This window comes from Gemmatimonadetes bacterium SCN 70-22, from assembly GCA_001724275.1.
Classification (GTDB): Bacteria; Gemmatimonadota; Gemmatimonadetes; order Gemmatimonadales; family Gemmatimonadaceae; genus SCN-70-22.
Genome location: MEDZ01000018.1, coordinates 39,346 through 54,200, shown reverse-complemented (window position 1 = coordinate 54,200; position 14,855 = coordinate 39,346). Strand labels below are relative to the sequence as shown.

The window sequence follows — 14,855 nt, the reverse complement described above, 5'->3', positions numbered from 1 at the left end:
ATTCGATTCACGCGACGCGCAGGAGCAGAATCCATGACGCAGACCACCGCCCCCACGGGAGAGGACGCCGCCCGCCTGGCCGCCTTCGAGGCCCGCATCGCCCGCGGCGAGGTCATCGAGCCCAAGGACTGGATGCCGCTGCGCTACCGGCAGCAGCTCATCCGGATGATGTCGCAGCACGCGCACTCGGAGACGGTGGGGATGCTCCCGGAGGGGAACTGGATCACGCGCGCCCCGTCGCTGCGGCGCAAGATGACGCTCATCGCCAAGGTGCAGGACGAGGCGGGGCATGGCCTGTACATCTACTGCGGGACGGAGACGCTGGGCGTCGACCGGAGCGAGCTGCTGGAGCAGCTGCACAACGGGACGGCCAAGTACTCGTCGATCTTCAACTATCCCACGCTGTCGTGGGCCGACATCGGGATCATCGGCTGGCTGGTGGACGGGGCGGCGATCGTGAACCAGACGACGCTGGCCAAGACCTCGTACGGCCCGTATGCGCGGGCGATGGTCCGGATCTGCAAGGAGGAGAACTTCCACAAGCGGCAGGGCTATGAGATCGTCGCCACGCTCGCCGCGGGGACGCCGGAGCAGAAGGCGATGGTGCAGGACGCGCTCAACCGCTGGTGGTGGCCCACCCTGATGATGTTCGGGCCGAGCGACAAGGACTCGCCCAACACGGCCGAGCTGCTCAAGTGGGGGGTGAAGCGGAAGACCAACGACGAGCTGCGCCAGCGCTTCGTGAACCTGACGGTCCCGCAGGCGCAGGCGGTGGGGCTCACCTTCCCGGACCCGGTGCTGCGGTACGACGAGGCGACCGGGAACTGGGTGCACGGGGAGATCGACTGGGCGGAGTTCTGGGCGGTGGTGAAGGGCGACGGGCCGTGCAACCGGGAGCGCGTGGCCGCCCGCCGCGCGGCGCACGAGGCGGGGGCCTGGGTGCGCGAGGCGGCCGAGGCCCATGCCGCCAAGCAGCGCGCCGCGCGTCCCGCGGTCGCCGCCTAACGATCCGGCACGAGGATGACAGCCATGACCAGTGTTTCCGCCGACGCCCCGGCGCGCGCCACCGACAGCCAGTGGCCGCTGTGGGAAGTCTTCACCCAGGAACGGGCGGGCGACCCGCACCAGCACGCCGGGAGCGTCCACGCCGCCGACGCCGAGCAGGCGCTGCAGAATGCGCGCGACGTCTATTCCCGGCGCAACGAGGCGGTCTCGATCTGGGTCGTTCCCAGCATCACGATCGTCGCTTCCACGCCCGAGGACATGGGGCCGTTCTTCGACCCGGCCAACGACAAGGCGTATCGCCACCCGCAGTTCTACAAGACCCCGCGCGGGGTACGCGTCTTCTGAGAAGACGAGAAGACGAGAAGACGAGAGGAACGGCACCGTGGACGAACAGACTCGGCAGGACTTCTTCACCTATCTCCTCCGCCTCGGGGATGACCGGCTCATCCTCGGGCACCGGGTGTCGGAGTGGTGCGGGCACGGGCCGATCCTCGAGGAGGACATCGCCCTCTCGAACATCGCCCTCGACCTGATCGGGCAGGCCAACCTCCTGCTGCAGCTGGCGGGGAAGGTGGAGGGGAAGGGGCGCGACCAGGACGCGCTGGCCTACTTCCGTGAGGCGGTCGACTTCCGCAACGCGCTCCTCTGCGAGACGCCCAACGGCGACTTCGGCGACACGATCGTGCGCCAGTTCCTCTTCTCGCTCCACGCCCTCCTCGTGCTCGAGCAGCTGCAGCGCTGCGCCCACCCGGAACTGGCGGGGATCGCGGCCAAGGCGCTGAAGGAATCGCGCTACCACGTGCGCCACTGCGGCGAGTGGATCATCCGGCTCGGCGACGGAACCGAGGAGAGCCACCGGCGGGTGCAACGCGCGCTCGACGACGCGTGGCGCTTCGCGGGCGAGTTGTTCCTGGGCGACGAGACCGAGCAGCGGCTGGCGGCGCAGGGGCTGGCCGTCGATCCGGCGTCGGTCCGCGACGCCTGGCTGGCGCAGGTGAAAGAGGTCGTGGCGACGGCCACGCTCACCCTTCCCCCCGACGGCTCCATGATGCGCGGCGGCCGGACCGGACGGCACACCGAGCACCTCGGCCACCTCCTGGCCGAGATGCAGATCGTGGCCCGCAGCTTCCCGGGGGCGACGTGGTAGTCCGGGCCATGCCGTCGCGCGACGAGCTGTGGGCGATCCTCGACGAGGTGCGCGATCCCGAGGTCCCGGTGCTCAGCGTCGTGGAGCTCGGCATCGTGCGAGACGCGCGCATCGAGGGCGATCAGGTCGTGGTCGACATCACCCCGACCTATTCCGGGTGCCCCGCCATGCACGAGATCGAGCGCTGCGTGGCCGGCGCCTTCGCGGCGCGCGGAGTCGTGGCGCGTGTGCAGACCGTCTTCTCCCCCGCGTGGACGACCGACTGGATGTCGGACGCGGCGAAGGAGAAGCTGCGCGCCTACGGTATCGCCCCCCCGGGGCGCGCCGCCGATCAGGCGCTCATCCCGCTCATGCGGCGTGGGGCGGCGGTGCCGTGTCCCTTCTGCGGTTCGCGCGACACCGATACCCGCAGCGACTTCGGGTCCACGGCGTGCAAGTCGCTCCACTTCTGCAACGCCTGCCACCAGCCGTTCGAGCACTTCAAGGCGATCTGAGGCGCCGCCCGGCGAGCGCGCGACGCCGGGAAGGTGACGGTACGGCCCGTAGTGAATCGGTGACGCGCCCCCCACGGGGCGAGCGCATGATGCTCCCGTCCACACACCGGGAGCGTTCGCATGTCCGTCCCCATCCTGGCCATCGATGCCGAGCGAGCCATCGCCCTCGCCGACGAGCGCGCGCCGGCCACGCGCCTCGTCCACGAGCACGTCACCGGCCGTATCCTCGCCGCCTTCTTCGCCGTCCATCGCGAGCTGGGGCACGGATTCGCCGATGCCGTCTACCTGCGCGCCATCGTCCTCGAGCTGGCCTCGCGCGGGGTGCAGGCCGAGCAGGATGTGCCCCTGGGGGTGTTCTACAAGGGGCGCAAGGTCGGGACATATGCCGCCGACCTGCTCGTGGAAGGAAAGGTCGTCCTCTCCATCCGCACCGGGCCGGAGTTGAACGAGGGCGACCGCCTTCGCCTGCTCAACTGCATGCGCTGCTCGCAGGCCGAGGTGGGCATGCTCCTCCACTTCGGGCCCAAGCCCGACTTCCGCCGCTTCCTGGGGCGGGTCGTGGTGGAGCAGGGGGCCAGCGATGCCGGCGGGCGCGGGGCGCGAAGAGACGCGCACGACTGACGCGCATCGGGCTGGCACCCGCGCCCGCCGCCCGCGCCCGCCGGCTGCGCAAGCGCCGCTTCCAGCTCCCTACATCCGCACCAGCGCGTCGATTCGCGCCGCGATCTGCGCCGGCGAGGGCAGGACGGCGTCGAGGAGCACGGGGTGATACGGCATCGGGACGTCGTCGACACAGAGACGCTCCACCGGGGCGTCGAGGTGCCAGAACGCCTCCTGCGCCAGCACGGCGCCGATCTCGGCGCCGAAGCCGGCCGTCTTCGTGTCTTCGTGGACGATGAGGCAGCGCCCGGTCTTCTTCACCGAGTCCAGCACGCGCGCCTTGTCCCACGGCGCGATGCTGCGCAGGTCGATGAATTCCACCGAGACATCGGTCATCGCCAGGGCGTCGGCGCAGCGGTGCACCATCGCCCCCCAACTGACGAGCGTCAGCTCGGTCCCCTCCCGCAGCGTCGCCCCCACGCCGAGCGGGACGATGTAGTCGTCGCCGGGGTAGTGGGCGCTCCCGTCGCTGGTCATCAGGAGCGAGCGGTGCTCGAAGAAGATGGTGGGGTTGGGGGAGCGCATGGCCGCGCGCAGGAGTCCCACGGCATCGGCGGCGTTCGAGGGAATCGCCAGCTGCCAGCCGATCGCGTGCGCCCACAGCACCTCGGCGCTGAGGGAGTGCCAGGGATCGCCGACATCCTTCCCGAAACCGCCCGGCATGCGTACGACCATCGGGGCGCAGAACCGGTTGGCGGTGCGCCAGCGCATCGTCCCCGTGTTGTTCAGCTGCTCCGTGGCGGGGTCGGCGTACTTGCGGAACTGGATCTCGGCGACCGGGACCAGCCCGGCGATCGCCATCCCCGAGGCGCGCCCGATGATCCCCTCTTCCGAGAGCGAGGTGTCGAAGACGCGTCCGGGGCCGAACTGCTTCTGCAGCCCCTCGGTCACCAGGTGCACGCCGCCCTTCACGCCGACGTCCTCGCCGAACACGACGAGCCTGGGGTTCACCTCGAGCTCGCGACGGAGCGTGCGGCGGATCGCCTCCTGGAAGCGAACCATCTCGCCCCCCTCGGACGGCTCCGTCGTCCCGCCCAGCGCCCGGCGCTCGGCGGCGGTGAGGCCGCCTAACGCCTGATCGTCCGGGGCATCGGCCTCGGCGTACCGGTGGCGCAGGATGGTCACCGGGTCGGGGGCCGGGCGCGCGCGTGCCCCCTCGAGCCCGGCGGCGACGTCGCGCGCCACCTCTCGCTCCAGCGCCTCCCACTCCGTGATGCCGAGGTGCGCGGGGACCAGGAAGTCGCGCAGGCGCGGGAGCGGGTCGCGCTTGAAGTCCTCGGCGATCTCCTCGTCGGTGCGATACCCCTTCTGGTTGTCGGGGCCGGAGTGCGACGACAGGCGCGGCACCGTGAGGCGCACCAATGCCGGGCCCTCGCCGGCGCGGACGTGATCGACGCAGGCCTTGATGAGCGACGCGGCCTGGGCGGGGTCGGTGCCGTCGCCGTCGCGGATGAAGAGATTGCCGAACGACGCCAGGTTGCGGGCGATGTTCGCCCCGGGGGTTTGCATCTCCCCCCGGACCGAGATGCCGAGGTTGTTGTCCTCGATGTAGAAGAGCACGGGGAGCTTGAGCGTCGTCGCCATGGTCAGCGCCGACCAGAAGCCGTTGGTTGCGACGGATCCGTCGCCTCCCAACGCCACGGCCATCGCCCCGCGCCACGAGGCATCGCCCAGCACGTCGCGATGATACTGGATCGACTGCGCCCACCCCGCCACGGGGGTGTACTGCGACCCGACGTCGCCCGACATGGGGAGGACCTTGGGGCCCTGGCGGGTGGGGAGGTTGCACACGACGCCGATGTCGCGCCCATCGCTGAAGCCTCCCGCGCGGCCGAGCGGGGAGCCGAGGGCGTCCTCGATCTCCAGGCCGAGGGAGAGGAGGAGGGGGCGCGACCGGTAGTACGCCCCCGCGGCATCGTGCGGGTGGTCGATGAAGCTCCCCAGGATCGCCTGCGCCATGTCGTGGCCGCGCGCGGAGAACTGGTAGAGCACCAGGTGATCCTTGGGGACGTGTGCGCGGTTCCGGTTGGTGGTCTCCTCCACGTCGTCGAGTGCGCGGGAAACCAGCGTGTGGTAGGCGATGCGGCGCCAGTCCATCCGGGGCGGGACCATTCGTGCCTCCTCGCCGGCCGCCCCGTCGCGGGTGCCATCGGGAGAAGGACGCGCGCCGGCCGTGCCACGGCGCGGCGTGGCGCTCTTCGACGAGGGGCGGGCGGATGACTTGGGACGCGACATGGCAGGCAGCGAAAGGATCGTGGGCGGCGACTGCGTGGCGCCTCGATTCCGAAGGGTGGCGCCGTGGTCATTGGCTGGGAGAAATCTATCGGATGGTGGTCACGCGCGCCCCGAAAGTGGGGCGGTGGTGTGCGGCGGGGTGCGCGGCGCTGCACATTACCTCGCCGTGCCACCTCGCAGGGGGCGCACCGCCCTGTCGACTTCACTCCTCCCACTCCGTATCGCATGACGAAAGCCGACTGGCGCCGTGCTGGCGTGCTCCTCCTCGCATTGGCAATCGCCACGCCGACCGGCGCACAGAAGGTTTCGCCCGTGCGTCCCGGCGCCCGGACGGCGGCTCGACCGGTTGCGGGGGGCGTGCTGACGGCGGCAGAGCGGGGCGCGCTGGTGCGGGTGGCGGGCGTGGAGGATGCGCGTGCGTTAGGCGCGGGCGGGGTGGAGGCGCTGCGCGCGGCGGCGGGGCACGCGTCGCCCGTGGTGCGACGCGCGGCGGTGCGTGCGCTCGGGCGGTTGCAGCGCCCGGACCAGCTCGATGCGATCGACGCGGCGCTGGACGATTCGGATGCGCGCGTGCGGCTCGAGGCGGCCAATGCCATCGGGCAGGCGCTGCAGGGGCTTCGCGCGATGGCCCCCGGCGACGACAAGCGGCGGGCCTACCTCGACGACGCCGTGGACGCCCTGGTCCGGACGGCGGAGCGCCATCCGGACCCGGCCTTCCTCGGCGTGTCGGCGCGCACGCTGGGACGCCTTCCGTACGCCGACAGCGTCGTCTCGCGCGAGGTCGAGCGCGTGCTGGTGGAGATGGGAGACCGGGTGGGGGGCGGCAAGCGGGCGCTCGTGCGATCCGACGCCCGGGTGGCGATGGGGATCATGCATGGGCTCTACTCCCTCGCACGGGCGCGCCGGCAGACGGGGGCGCCGTCGGCGGGAGCGCTGGCGGCGATGCGCTGGGCGACCTCGTTCGGAACCGATTCGGCGGGGGGGATCGCGGGGGGTGGCGCCGAGGCCAACGCGCAGGTGCGTCGTCTCGCCTGGCTGGGGTTGGCGGCCGCCGGCGACACGTCGGCCGGGCTCGTGCGGCGCGCGCAGCGCGATGCGGACGAGCAGGTGCGCCGACTCGCCGTGGTCGCGGCGGCGGCGCTGCGCGACACGGCGACGCGGCGCGCGGTCATCGCCGCGTCGCTCGACGACCGCTCGTTCCTGGTTCGCTTCGAGGGGGTGCGCGCCTATCGCGCGCTTCCCGCACCGCGGTCGTGCGCGCCGCTGGTAGCGGCCACGAGCGACGCCAACCCGCACGTGGCGCTGGCGGCGATCGATGCGCTCGGGACGTCGTGCGACGACCGCGCCCGCGCCGCCGACACCCTCAGGGCGATCGCCGACGGGAGCAATGCCACGCAGGCGGCGCGGCCCAGGGGAGGGACCAGCTGGCACCGGCACGCGCACGCCCTCGCCGCCCTCGCGCGCGTGGCGCCCGGCCAGGCCATTCCGCTCCTGCGGCGGGATGCGCGTCACCCGTTGTGGCAGGTGCGCCTCTACGTGGCGCGGGCAGCGGCGGAGGTGCGCGACACGCTCACCCTGACGTCGCTGGCGTACGACACGAACGGCAACGTGCGCGAGGCGGCGCTGGCCGGGATCTCGGCGACGGTGGGGCACGTCGCCGACCAGCTCTTCAGCGCGGCGCTGACGTCGAACGAGTATCAGGTCGTGCTCGCGGCGGCGACCGCGCTCCAGGGGGCGCGCGCCGGCGACTCCGTCGTCGCGGCATTGTTCGCCGCACTGGAGCGGATTACCGCCGAGCGGCGCGAGACGTCGCGCGACCCGCGCGTCGCCCTGCTGGAGCGCATCGGGGAGCTGGGGGAGGCGCGACACGCCGCTCGCCTGGGTCCGTTCACGACCGACTTCGATTCCACGGTGGCACGCCGTGCGGCGACGATCCTGGAGCGGTGGACGCTCCGCCGCGTGGTAGCGGCTCCCAAGCCGCTGGCGCCGCCGAGCGAGCCCGTGTCCGCGGTGATCGGGAGCGACTTGCGCCTGATGGTCAAGATGTCGGGCGCCAGTGGCGGCGGGTCGTTCGTCGTGCGGCTGGACGCCGACGCGGCGCCGGTGACGGTGGCCCGGCTCGTCCGCCTGGCGCGCGCCGGCTACTATGCCGGGCTGACGTTCCATCGTGTGGAGCCCGCCTTCGTGATCCAGGGCGGGAGCCCGGCGGCGAGCGAGTACGTGGGTGACGGCCCGTTCATGCGGGACGAGCTGGGGCTGGCGAGCCATCTCCGCGGGACGCTGGGGATCTCGACGCGGGGGCGGGACACCGGCGATGCGCAGCTCTTCGTCAACCTCACCGACAACTTCCGCCTGGACCACGACTACACGGTGTTCGGGGAGATCATCCAGGGGCGGGAGGTGGCGGAGGGCGTGCTGGAGGGAGACGTGATCGAGCGCGTGGACGTGGTGCGCGTGCGGTAGCTCCGACTAGCTTTCGCGCGAGATCCCCCGCGCGAGCGCGACCGCCGCGCCGGGCCATCCAATCGCGGGACACGGCATGAGCGAGACGGCAATCCTGCACGACGTGGCGGACGGGGTGATGCGCATCACCCTCAACCGCCCTGACGTCCTGAACGCGTTCGACATGGCGATGGGGCGCCAGCTGCAATCGGTGCTCGACCTGGCGGCGGCCGACCGTGCCGTTCGTGCGGTCCTGGTGACCGGCGCGGGGCGCGCCTTCTGCGCGGGGCAGGACCTGGGCGCGGTCTCGCTCGACGCACCGGCTGGCCCCCCCGACCTGGGGAACGTCGTGCGCGAGCTGTGGAACCCCATCATCCGGCGCATCCGGCAGTTGGGGAAACCCGTGGTGGCGGCGGTGAACGGGGTGGCGGCGGGCGCCGGGGCCAACGTGGCGCTGGCGTGCGACCTGGTGCTCGCCTCGCGCACCGCGTCGTTCATCCAGGCGTTCAGCAAGCTCGGCATCATTCCGGACAGCGGCGGGACGTTCTTCCTCCCGCGGCTGGTGGGGACGGCACGGGCGACGGCGCTGATGTTCCTGGCGGAGAAGGTGCCGGCCGAACAGGCGGCGGCGTGGGGGATGATCTGGCGCGTGTGCGAGCCCGAGGCGCTGGTGCCGGAGGCGGAGGCGCTCGCGCGGCAGCTGGCGACGCTCCCCACGCGCGGCTTCGCCTTGACCAAGCAGGCCATCAACGCGTCGATGACCAACGACGTCGTGGCCCAGCTCGACGAGGAGGAGCGGCTCCAGCGCGAGGCCGGCCACACTCACGACTTCGTCGAGGGGGTACGGGCCTTCCTCGAGAAGCGCACGCCGGAGTTCCGCGGTGAATAGCCTGGGGGGATCGACGATCGTCGGCGTGGTGGGCGCCGGCGCCATGGGGAGCGGGATCGCGCAGGTGGCGCTGGTGCACGGGCACCGCACGCTCGTCACCGACGCCTCCCTCGCGGCCGTGCACCGGGTGCGCGACACCATCGCCGCCTCGCTGCAGCGCGAGGTGGACAAGGGGCGGATGACCAACGATGCGATGCAGGCGGCGCTCGCCCGGCTGGAGCTCGTGGAGCCGGAATGGGGGGTGGGGCCGCTGCGCGAGTGCGGACTGGTGATCGAGGCGATCGTCGAGGAGCTGGGGGTGAAGGAGGCGACCTTCCGGGCGCTGGAGCAGGTGGTCCGCCCCGATTGCGTGCTGGCGACGAACACGTCGTCGCTCTCGATCGCCGCGATTGCGGCCGGGTGCAATCGTCCCGAGCGGGTGGTCGGCGTGCACTTCTTCAACCCGGCGACGGTGCTCCCCCTGGTGGAGGTGATCGCCGGGGTCCGGACCGACCCGGCGGTCGCCGGGCGCGTGGCGCGGCTGGTGGACGGGTGGGGGAAGGTGACGGTGCGCGCGGCCGACACTCCGGGATTCATCGTGAACCGGATCGCCCGCCCGTTCTACGGCGAGGCGCTGCGGATGCTCGAGGAAGGGGTGGCCGACGTGGCGACGATCGACTGGGCGATGAAGGCGATCGGCGGCTTCCGCATGGGGCCGTTCGAGCTGATGGATTTCATCGGCCACGACGTGAACTACGTGGTGACCGAGCGCGTCTGGACGGCGATGTACTTCGATCCGCGCTACCGCCCGTCGCTCACGCAGAAGCGCCTGCTGGAGGCGGGGTTGCTGGGGCGCAAGAGCGGGCGCGGTTTCTACGACTACACGCCCGGTGCCGCAGCCCCCGAGCCGGTGAAGGACGAGACGCTGGGGACGATCATCTTTCGCCGGACGCTGGCGATGCTGGTCAACGAAGCGGCCGACGCGCTCTACCTGCGGATCGCCAGCGCGCCGGACATCGAGCTGGCCATGACCAAGGGCGTGAACTACCCCAAGGGGCTCCTGGCCTGGGGGAACGAGATCGGGCTGGAGAAGCTCCTCGACCACCTGGAGGCGCTGCAGCACGAGACGGGGGAGGATCGCTATCGCCCGAGCCCGCTCCTGCGCCGGATGGTGCGCAACGCCGAGCGGTTCGCCGTGTGAGCGGGGGCGCCAACGATCCGCAGCATCTCGCCGAGCGGGTGGTGCGGCGGATGCTCGCCTCCGATGCGCTGAGCCGCTGGCTGGGGCTGGAGGTCGTCGCGATCGCCCCGCGCCGTGCGACCTGTCGCATGACGGTGCGTCCGGAGATGGTGAACGGGTTCGGGGTGGCCCACGGGGGCGTCGCCTTCTCGCTGGCCGACTCGGCCTTCGCCTTCGCCTGCAACACGCACGGCACCGTCACCGTGGCCGTGGACAACACCATCACCTACCCGGCGGCGATCCACCCGGGCGACGTCCTCACCGCGGTGGCGGAAGAGGAGGCGTCGTCCCACCGGCTGGGGTACTACCGCGTCGTCGTCACCAACCAGGCGGGGGTGGTGGTGGCGCTCTTCAAGGGGACCGCGTACCGCACGTCGCGTCCCCACTTCCCGGACGAGACCCGACATGCGTGATGCCTACATCGTCGACGGCGTGCGGACGCCGATCGGCTCCTTTGCTGGCGCCCTGAGCGGCGCGCGCCCGGACGACCTGGCGGCGCTGACCATCCGCGAGCTCCTGCGCCGCGTGGAGCGGGTGGAGGGGGAGAAGGTCGCCGACGTCATCTTCGGTTGCGCCAACCAGGCGGGGGAGGACAACCGCAACGTGGCCCGCATGGCGTTGCTGCTGGCGGGGCTCCCCGTGACCGTCCCCGGCGAGACGGTGAACCGGCTGTGTGCCTCGGGATTGAGCGCGGTGGCGAGTGCGGCGCGGGCGGTGCGCCTCGCCGAGGGCGACCTCTACGTGGCCGGCGGCGTGGAGAGCATGTCGCGCGCCCCGTACGTGCTGTCCAAGGGGGCGACCCCCTTCGCCCGCGACGCCCAGCTCTTCGACACCGCCTTGGGATGGCGCTTCGTGAATCCGGCCATGCGCGAGCAGTACGGCGTCGACTCGATGGGGCAGACGGCGGAGCACGTGGCCGAGCAGTGGAAGGTCTCGCGTGAGGACCAGGATGCCTTCGCGCTGCGCTCACAGCAGAAGGCGGCAGCGGCGCGCGCCTCGGGGCGCCTGGCCAGCGAGATCGTCGCGGTGCCGGTCCCGGGAGCGAAGAAGGGGACGACGGTGGAGGTGAGCGCGGACGAGTTCCTCCGCCCCGACACCACGCTCGAGGGGTTGGCCCGGCTGCGGCCCGCCTTCCGCACCGATGGCAAGGGATCGGTGACGGCGGGGAACTCGTCGGGGATCAACGATGGCGCGTGCGCGCTGATGATCGCGTCGGAACCGGCGCTCAAGCAGGAGGGGCTGGCCCCGTTGGCGCGCATCGTGGCCAGCGCGGCCGCCGGCGTGGAGCCGCGCATCATGGGGATCGGCCCCGTCCCGGCGACCCGGCTGGTGATGCAGCGCTCGGGGCTGACCATGGACGACATGGACATCATCGAGCTCAACGAGGCGTTCGCCGCGCAGTCGCTGGCGTGCCTGCGCGAGCTCGGGGTGGCCGACGACGATCCGCGCGTGAACCCGAACGGGGGGGCGATCGCGCTGGGGCACCCGCTGGGGATGTCGGGGGCGCGCCTCGCCCTCACCGCCACCCGCGAGCTGCAACGCACGGGGAAGCGCTACGCGCTGTGCACCATGTGCATCGGCGTGGGACAGGGCTTCGCCATGATCCTGGAGCGCGCGTAGAGATGATCTACCGCTTCAACGGCGTGACCCCTGTCGTCCACCCGTCGGCATTCGTCCACCCGCAGGCGGTGATCACCGGCCAGGTGACCATCGGACGCGACGTCTACATCGGCCCCGGCGCGGCCCTCCGCGGCGACTGGGGGGCGATCGAGGTCGGCCACGGGTGCAACGTGCAGGAGAATTGCACGGTGCACATGTTCCCCGGCGTCACCGTCGTCCTCGAGGACGGCGCGCACATCGGGCACGGGGCGGTGATCCACGGGGCCCGCATCGGGCGCAACGCCCTGGTCGGGATGAACGCGGTCGTCATGGACCATGTCGTCATCGGCGCCGGGTGCATCGTGGGCGCCCTCTGCTTCGTCCCCGCCGAGATGCAGGTCCCCGAGCGCAAGGTCGTGGTGGGGAACCCGGCCCGGGTGGTCAAGGATGTCTCCGACGAGATGCTGGCGTGGAAGAGCGAGGGGACGGCGCTCTACCAGGCGCTCCCCGCCCAGCTGCACGCCACGCTGGAGGCGGCCGACCCCCTGCACGAGAAGCCCCCGGGCTGGGGGATGCGCGCCTTCCCCGCGCTCAAGCCCTGGAGCCGGACGAAGGAGTAGCCCCGTCTCGTCGTCTCGTCTTCTCGTCTTCTCCTCTTCTCGTCTTCTCGTCTTCTCGTCTTCTCGTCTTCTATTTCGTCGGTGCGCTCGCCTTGGAGTCCGGCGAACGCCGGTCGTTGACGCCGTACGATGTCCGCGTCTTCGCATCGTACCAGATGCTGTGCGCATCGCCCTGCGAGCGGGTCGGCGTGCCACGCAGGACGTGTCCCATCCCCTCCAACTCGGCGCGCGCGTCGGCCGGGATGGCCCCCTCCTCGTAGCGCACCTCGTCGGGGAGCCACTGGTGGTGCACGCGCGGAGCGTCGACCGCGGCGCGGAGGGGAAGCCTGAAGGCGACCACGCCGAGCACCACGTCGATGACGGTGTTCGGAATGGTGCGCCCGCCGGGGGAGCCCGTGACGAGCAGGAGCTCGCCGTTTCGGGCGACGATCGTCGGCGTCATCGAGGAGAGCATGCGCTTGCCGGGGGCGATCACGTTAGGCGGCGTCCCGATGTCACCGCGCGTGGAGGTGTAGCCGGGCTTCTTGTTGAAGTCTCCCATCTCGTTGTTGAGCAGGAAGCCCGCCCCCCGCACGACCACCCCTGAGCCGTACCCGCCCTCCAGGGTGTACGTCACGGCGACCGCGTTCCCCGCCGCGTCCACCACCGAATAGTGCGTCGTCTCCGTCGGTTCGGCCGGCGCGACGAGCGCCCCGCCCAGCGTCACCGAGCTCGAGGCGCGGCCGGGGTCGATGCTGCGTGCCAGCGAATCGGCATATGCCCTCGAGGTCAGGCGCTCCACCGGGACGGCCCCGAAGTCGGGATCCCCGAGATAGCGCGCCCGGTCCAGGTAAGCTCGGCGTGCCGCCTCGATGCGCAGGTGCAACCAGTCGCTCGACGTGCGCGCAAATCGCTCGGCGGTCAGCGCCTCCAGCTGGTTCAGCGTCTCGATCAGCACCACTCCTCCGGAGCTCGGCGGCCCCATGGCGACGATCTCGTGTCCCAGGTACGTCCCGCGCAGCGGGGCGCGCTCGACCGCCTGGTACTCCGCCAGGTCGCGCCTGGTGATGGCGCCACCGTGTGCTCGCATCTGCTCGGCGATCGAGTCGGCGATCCACCCGGTGTAGAAGGCGTCGGCCCCGCTGTCGGCGATGGCCCGCAGCGAGCGCGCCAGGTCGGGGAGGCGCAGGCGATCCCCGGCGCGCCATGGCTGCCCCCCGGCCCTGCCGTACGTGGCGACCGATGCGGGAAAGGGAGCGAACGTCGTCTTCAGTTCGCGGTTGAGCTCCTCGGCGAGCGCCCTGGACAACGGGAAGCCGCGACGGGCCAGCTGCGCCGCGGGGAGGACGACATCGCGCCACGGGAGCTTCCCGAGCTTGCGGTGCGCCAGCTCCATCCCGCGCACCGTCCCCGGAACACCGGGGGCCAGCCACCCCGAATCCGTACGCGCGTACGCGATGGAGCCGTCAGGGTCGAGCATCATCGTCGGCGTCGCGCTCAGCGGCGCCTTCTCGCGGAAGTCGAAGGTGGTCGCCTCGCCGTTTGCCATCCGCACCACCATGAAGCCTCCCCCGCCGATGTTCCCCGCCGACGGATGGGTGACCGCCAGGGCGAAGGCGGTGGCCACCGCGGCGTCGACCGCATTGCCGCCGCGGGCGAGGACCGAGGCACCGATGTCCGACGCGATGTCCGACACCGAGACCACCATCCCACGCCGCGAGGCGACGGCGCCCACGCCTTCGGGAGGAATTGCGGTACCGGCACGTACCGTCGATTGCGCCGCGACCCCTCCAGCAGGCGAGGCGCAGGCGAGGAGGAGGAGCGCCAGGATCATGGTGCGGCGACGGGGGCGAGGCACGGCGTGAAGGGCGCGCTCGCGGGCGGCATGGAGGGGGGGCGTCGGCATGGCGGGACGATATCGCCCGGCCGCGACGCTGGCCACCCACGCGCGAGGGGAGGCGGCCCGAGGCCACCCCCCGTCTCCTGTTCGCGTGTCCCGGGGACGCGATCAGGCCTTGCGTGCCCCGCCCGCCTGGTGGAAGTGCTCGTCGTTGGCGTGCTCCCAGTCCCAGAGCGCCTCGGGGTGATGCGAGCGCCACAGGAAGCGCCCCATCACGACCGCGCCGAGAATGTTCCCGACGAGCCCGTAGATCCACGCCCGCCCCCCGAAGATCGGGTTCTGCGACGCGAGTCCCGTGAGGTTGAGGAGGATCAACTCGAGCACCAGGAGCAGCATGATGAGGCCGAAGGCCAGCGACGGCTTGCGCTCGGCACCGTTGTACAGGTAGCTGGCCACGACGCCGATGATGGTGACGCCGATGAACAGCGCGACCAGCCAGGTGACCACGTGAGCCGGGAAGCCACGCCCCCCGAAGCCGAGACCTAACGCCTGATAGATCCAGGCGCCGAGCAGGGCGGCGGTCACGCCGATGCGGTCGGTGAGCGCGTCGATCGCGAAGGTCCACACGGCGATCGCGGTGGCCCCGAGCGTGCCGGCAAGCACGCCCTCGCGAAGTGGATGACGACTCAGCATGGCTCCTCCTGCGAAGGTGAGCGTGCAGCGGCA

The 14,855-nt window shown here is 71.6% G+C and carries 14 protein-coding genes; 11 read left to right on the top strand and 3 right to left on the bottom strand.

What is annotated here, in order from left to right; translation table 11 throughout:
• Positions 1 to 33: 33 nt before the first annotated feature.
• The 5 genes from ABS52_10540 to ABS52_10520 all read left to right on the top strand — a co-directional run bounded on the left by ABS52_10540 (position 34) and on the right by ABS52_10520 (position 3,267).
• Positions 34 to 1,005, top strand: coding sequence for a 1,2-phenylacetyl-CoA epoxidase subunit A (locus ABS52_10540; GenBank protein ID ODT03180.1), 972 nt, complete (start codon positions 34 to 36; stop codon positions 1,003 to 1,005).
• Positions 1,006 to 1,029: 24 nt separating this feature from the next.
• Positions 1,030 to 1,350 (top strand): 1,2-phenylacetyl-CoA epoxidase subunit B, encoded by a 321-nt coding sequence (locus ABS52_10535; GenBank protein ODT03179.1) that lies wholly within the window; start codon positions 1,030 to 1,032, stop codon positions 1,348 to 1,350.
• Between the two features lie 37 nt (positions 1,351 to 1,387).
• Complete coding sequence (locus ABS52_10530) at positions 1,388 to 2,152, top strand: phenylacetate-CoA oxygenase subunit PaaI (protein ID ODT03178.1); 765 nt, start codon at positions 1,388 to 1,390, stop codon at positions 2,150 to 2,152.
• Positions 2,153 to 2,160: 8 nt separating this feature from the next.
• The gene (locus tag ABS52_10525) at positions 2,161 to 2,646 is read left to right on the top strand and encodes a phenylacetate-CoA oxygenase subunit PaaJ (protein ID ODT03177.1); all 486 of its coding nucleotides are present in this window, start codon (positions 2,161 to 2,163) and stop codon (positions 2,644 to 2,646) included.
• A 120-nt stretch (positions 2,647 to 2,766) separates the two neighbouring features.
• Positions 2,767 to 3,267, top strand: coding sequence for a hypothetical protein (locus ABS52_10520; GenBank protein ID ODT03176.1), 501 nt, complete (start codon positions 2,767 to 2,769; stop codon positions 3,265 to 3,267).
• Between the two features lie 69 nt (positions 3,268 to 3,336).
• Here ABS52_10520 and ABS52_10515 read toward each other — a convergent pair whose 3' ends face one another.
• On the bottom strand, positions 3,337 to 5,418 hold the full coding sequence (locus ABS52_10515; protein ID ODT03205.1) for a pyruvate dehydrogenase: 2,082 nt from the start codon (positions 5,416 to 5,418) through the stop codon (positions 3,337 to 3,339).
• 2,166 nt (positions 5,419 to 7,584) lie between these two features.
• On the opposite strand from ABS52_10515, the gene ABS52_10510 reads away from it, so the two are divergent.
• The 6 genes from ABS52_10510 to ABS52_10485 all read left to right on the top strand — a co-directional run bounded on the left by ABS52_10510 (position 7,585) and on the right by ABS52_10485 (position 12,310).
• Positions 7,585 to 8,004, top strand: coding sequence for a hypothetical protein (locus tag ABS52_10510; protein ID ODT03204.1), 420 nt, complete (start codon positions 7,585 to 7,587; stop codon positions 8,002 to 8,004).
• 76 nt (positions 8,005 to 8,080) lie between these two features.
• A complete protein-coding gene (locus ABS52_10505; GenBank protein ID ODT03175.1) occupies positions 8,081 to 8,872 on the top strand; it encodes a 2-(1,2-epoxy-1,2-dihydrophenyl)acetyl-CoA isomerase in 792 nt (263 codons plus the stop codon).
• Positions 8,873 to 8,915: 43 nt separating this feature from the next.
• On the top strand, positions 8,916 to 10,052 hold the full coding sequence (locus tag ABS52_10500) for a 3-hydroxybutyryl-CoA dehydrogenase (GenBank protein ODT03203.1): 1,137 nt from the start codon (positions 8,916 to 8,918) through the stop codon (positions 10,050 to 10,052).
• Entirely contained in the window at positions 10,049 to 10,504 is a 456-nt protein-coding gene (locus ABS52_10495) for a phenylacetic acid degradation protein PaaD (protein ODT03174.1), read from the top strand. Before ABS52_10500 ends, ABS52_10495 begins: the two co-directional genes overlap by 4 nt.
• Positions 10,497 to 11,711, top strand: coding sequence for a 3-oxoadipyl-CoA thiolase (locus ABS52_10490; protein ODT03173.1), 1,215 nt, complete (start codon positions 10,497 to 10,499; stop codon positions 11,709 to 11,711). Before ABS52_10495 ends, ABS52_10490 begins: the two co-directional genes overlap by 8 nt.
• A 2-nt stretch (positions 11,712 to 11,713) precedes the next feature.
• The gene (locus ABS52_10485) at positions 11,714 to 12,310 is read left to right on the top strand and encodes a gamma carbonic anhydrase family protein (GenBank protein ID ODT03172.1); all 597 of its coding nucleotides are present in this window, start codon (positions 11,714 to 11,716) and stop codon (positions 12,308 to 12,310) included.
• Positions 12,311 to 12,380: 70 nt separating this feature from the next.
• Here the strand turns inward: ABS52_10485 and ABS52_10480 are convergent, their stop codons facing one another.
• Positions 12,381 to 14,123, bottom strand: a complete 1,743-nt coding sequence (locus tag ABS52_10480; GenBank protein ODT03171.1) for a gamma-glutamyltransferase — start codon at positions 14,121 to 14,123, stop codon at positions 12,381 to 12,383.
• 174 nt (positions 14,124 to 14,297) lie between these two features.
• Positions 14,298 to 14,822: a hypothetical protein gene (locus tag ABS52_10475; protein ODT03170.1), complete on the bottom strand. Its 525-nt coding sequence runs from the start codon at positions 14,820 to 14,822 to the stop codon at positions 14,298 to 14,300.
• Positions 14,823 to 14,855 lie beyond the last annotated feature (33 nt).

What these genes read in the sequence shown, in the direction of transcription:
- ABS52_10540 (ODT03180.1), top strand. Translation starts at nt 34, where the DNA reads ATGACGCAGACCACCGCCCCCACGGGAGAGGACGCCGCCCGCCTGGCC.
- ABS52_10535 (ODT03179.1), top strand. Translation starts at nt 1,030, where the DNA reads ATGACCAGTGTTTCCGCCGACGCCCCGGCGCGCGCCACCGACAGCCAG.
- ABS52_10525 (ODT03177.1), top strand. Translation starts at nt 2,161, where the DNA reads ATGCCGTCGCGCGACGAGCTGTGGGCGATCCTCGACGAGGTGCGCGAT.
- ABS52_10520 (ODT03176.1), top strand. Translation starts at nt 2,767, where the DNA reads ATGTCCGTCCCCATCCTGGCCATCGATGCCGAGCGAGCCATCGCCCTC.
- ABS52_10515 (ODT03205.1), bottom strand. Translation starts at nt 5,418, where the DNA reads ATGGTCCCGCCCCGGATGGACTGGCGCCGCATCGCCTACCACACGCTG.
- ABS52_10510 (ODT03204.1), top strand. Translation starts at nt 7,585, where the DNA reads ATGTCGGGCGCCAGTGGCGGCGGGTCGTTCGTCGTGCGGCTGGACGCC.
- ABS52_10505 (ODT03175.1), top strand. Translation starts at nt 8,081, where the DNA reads ATGAGCGAGACGGCAATCCTGCACGACGTGGCGGACGGGGTGATGCGC.
- ABS52_10500 (ODT03203.1), top strand. Translation starts at nt 8,916, where the DNA reads ATGGGGAGCGGGATCGCGCAGGTGGCGCTGGTGCACGGGCACCGCACG.
- ABS52_10490 (ODT03173.1), top strand. Translation starts at nt 10,497, where the DNA reads ATGCGTGATGCCTACATCGTCGACGGCGTGCGGACGCCGATCGGCTCC.
- ABS52_10485 (ODT03172.1), top strand. Translation starts at nt 11,714, where the DNA reads ATGATCTACCGCTTCAACGGCGTGACCCCTGTCGTCCACCCGTCGGCA.
- ABS52_10480 (ODT03171.1), bottom strand. Translation starts at nt 14,123, where the DNA reads ATGATCCTGGCGCTCCTCCTCCTCGCCTGCGCCTCGCCTGCTGGAGGG.
- ABS52_10475 (ODT03170.1), bottom strand. Translation starts at nt 14,822, where the DNA reads ATGCTGAGTCGTCATCCACTTCGCGAGGGCGTGCTTGCCGGCACGCTC.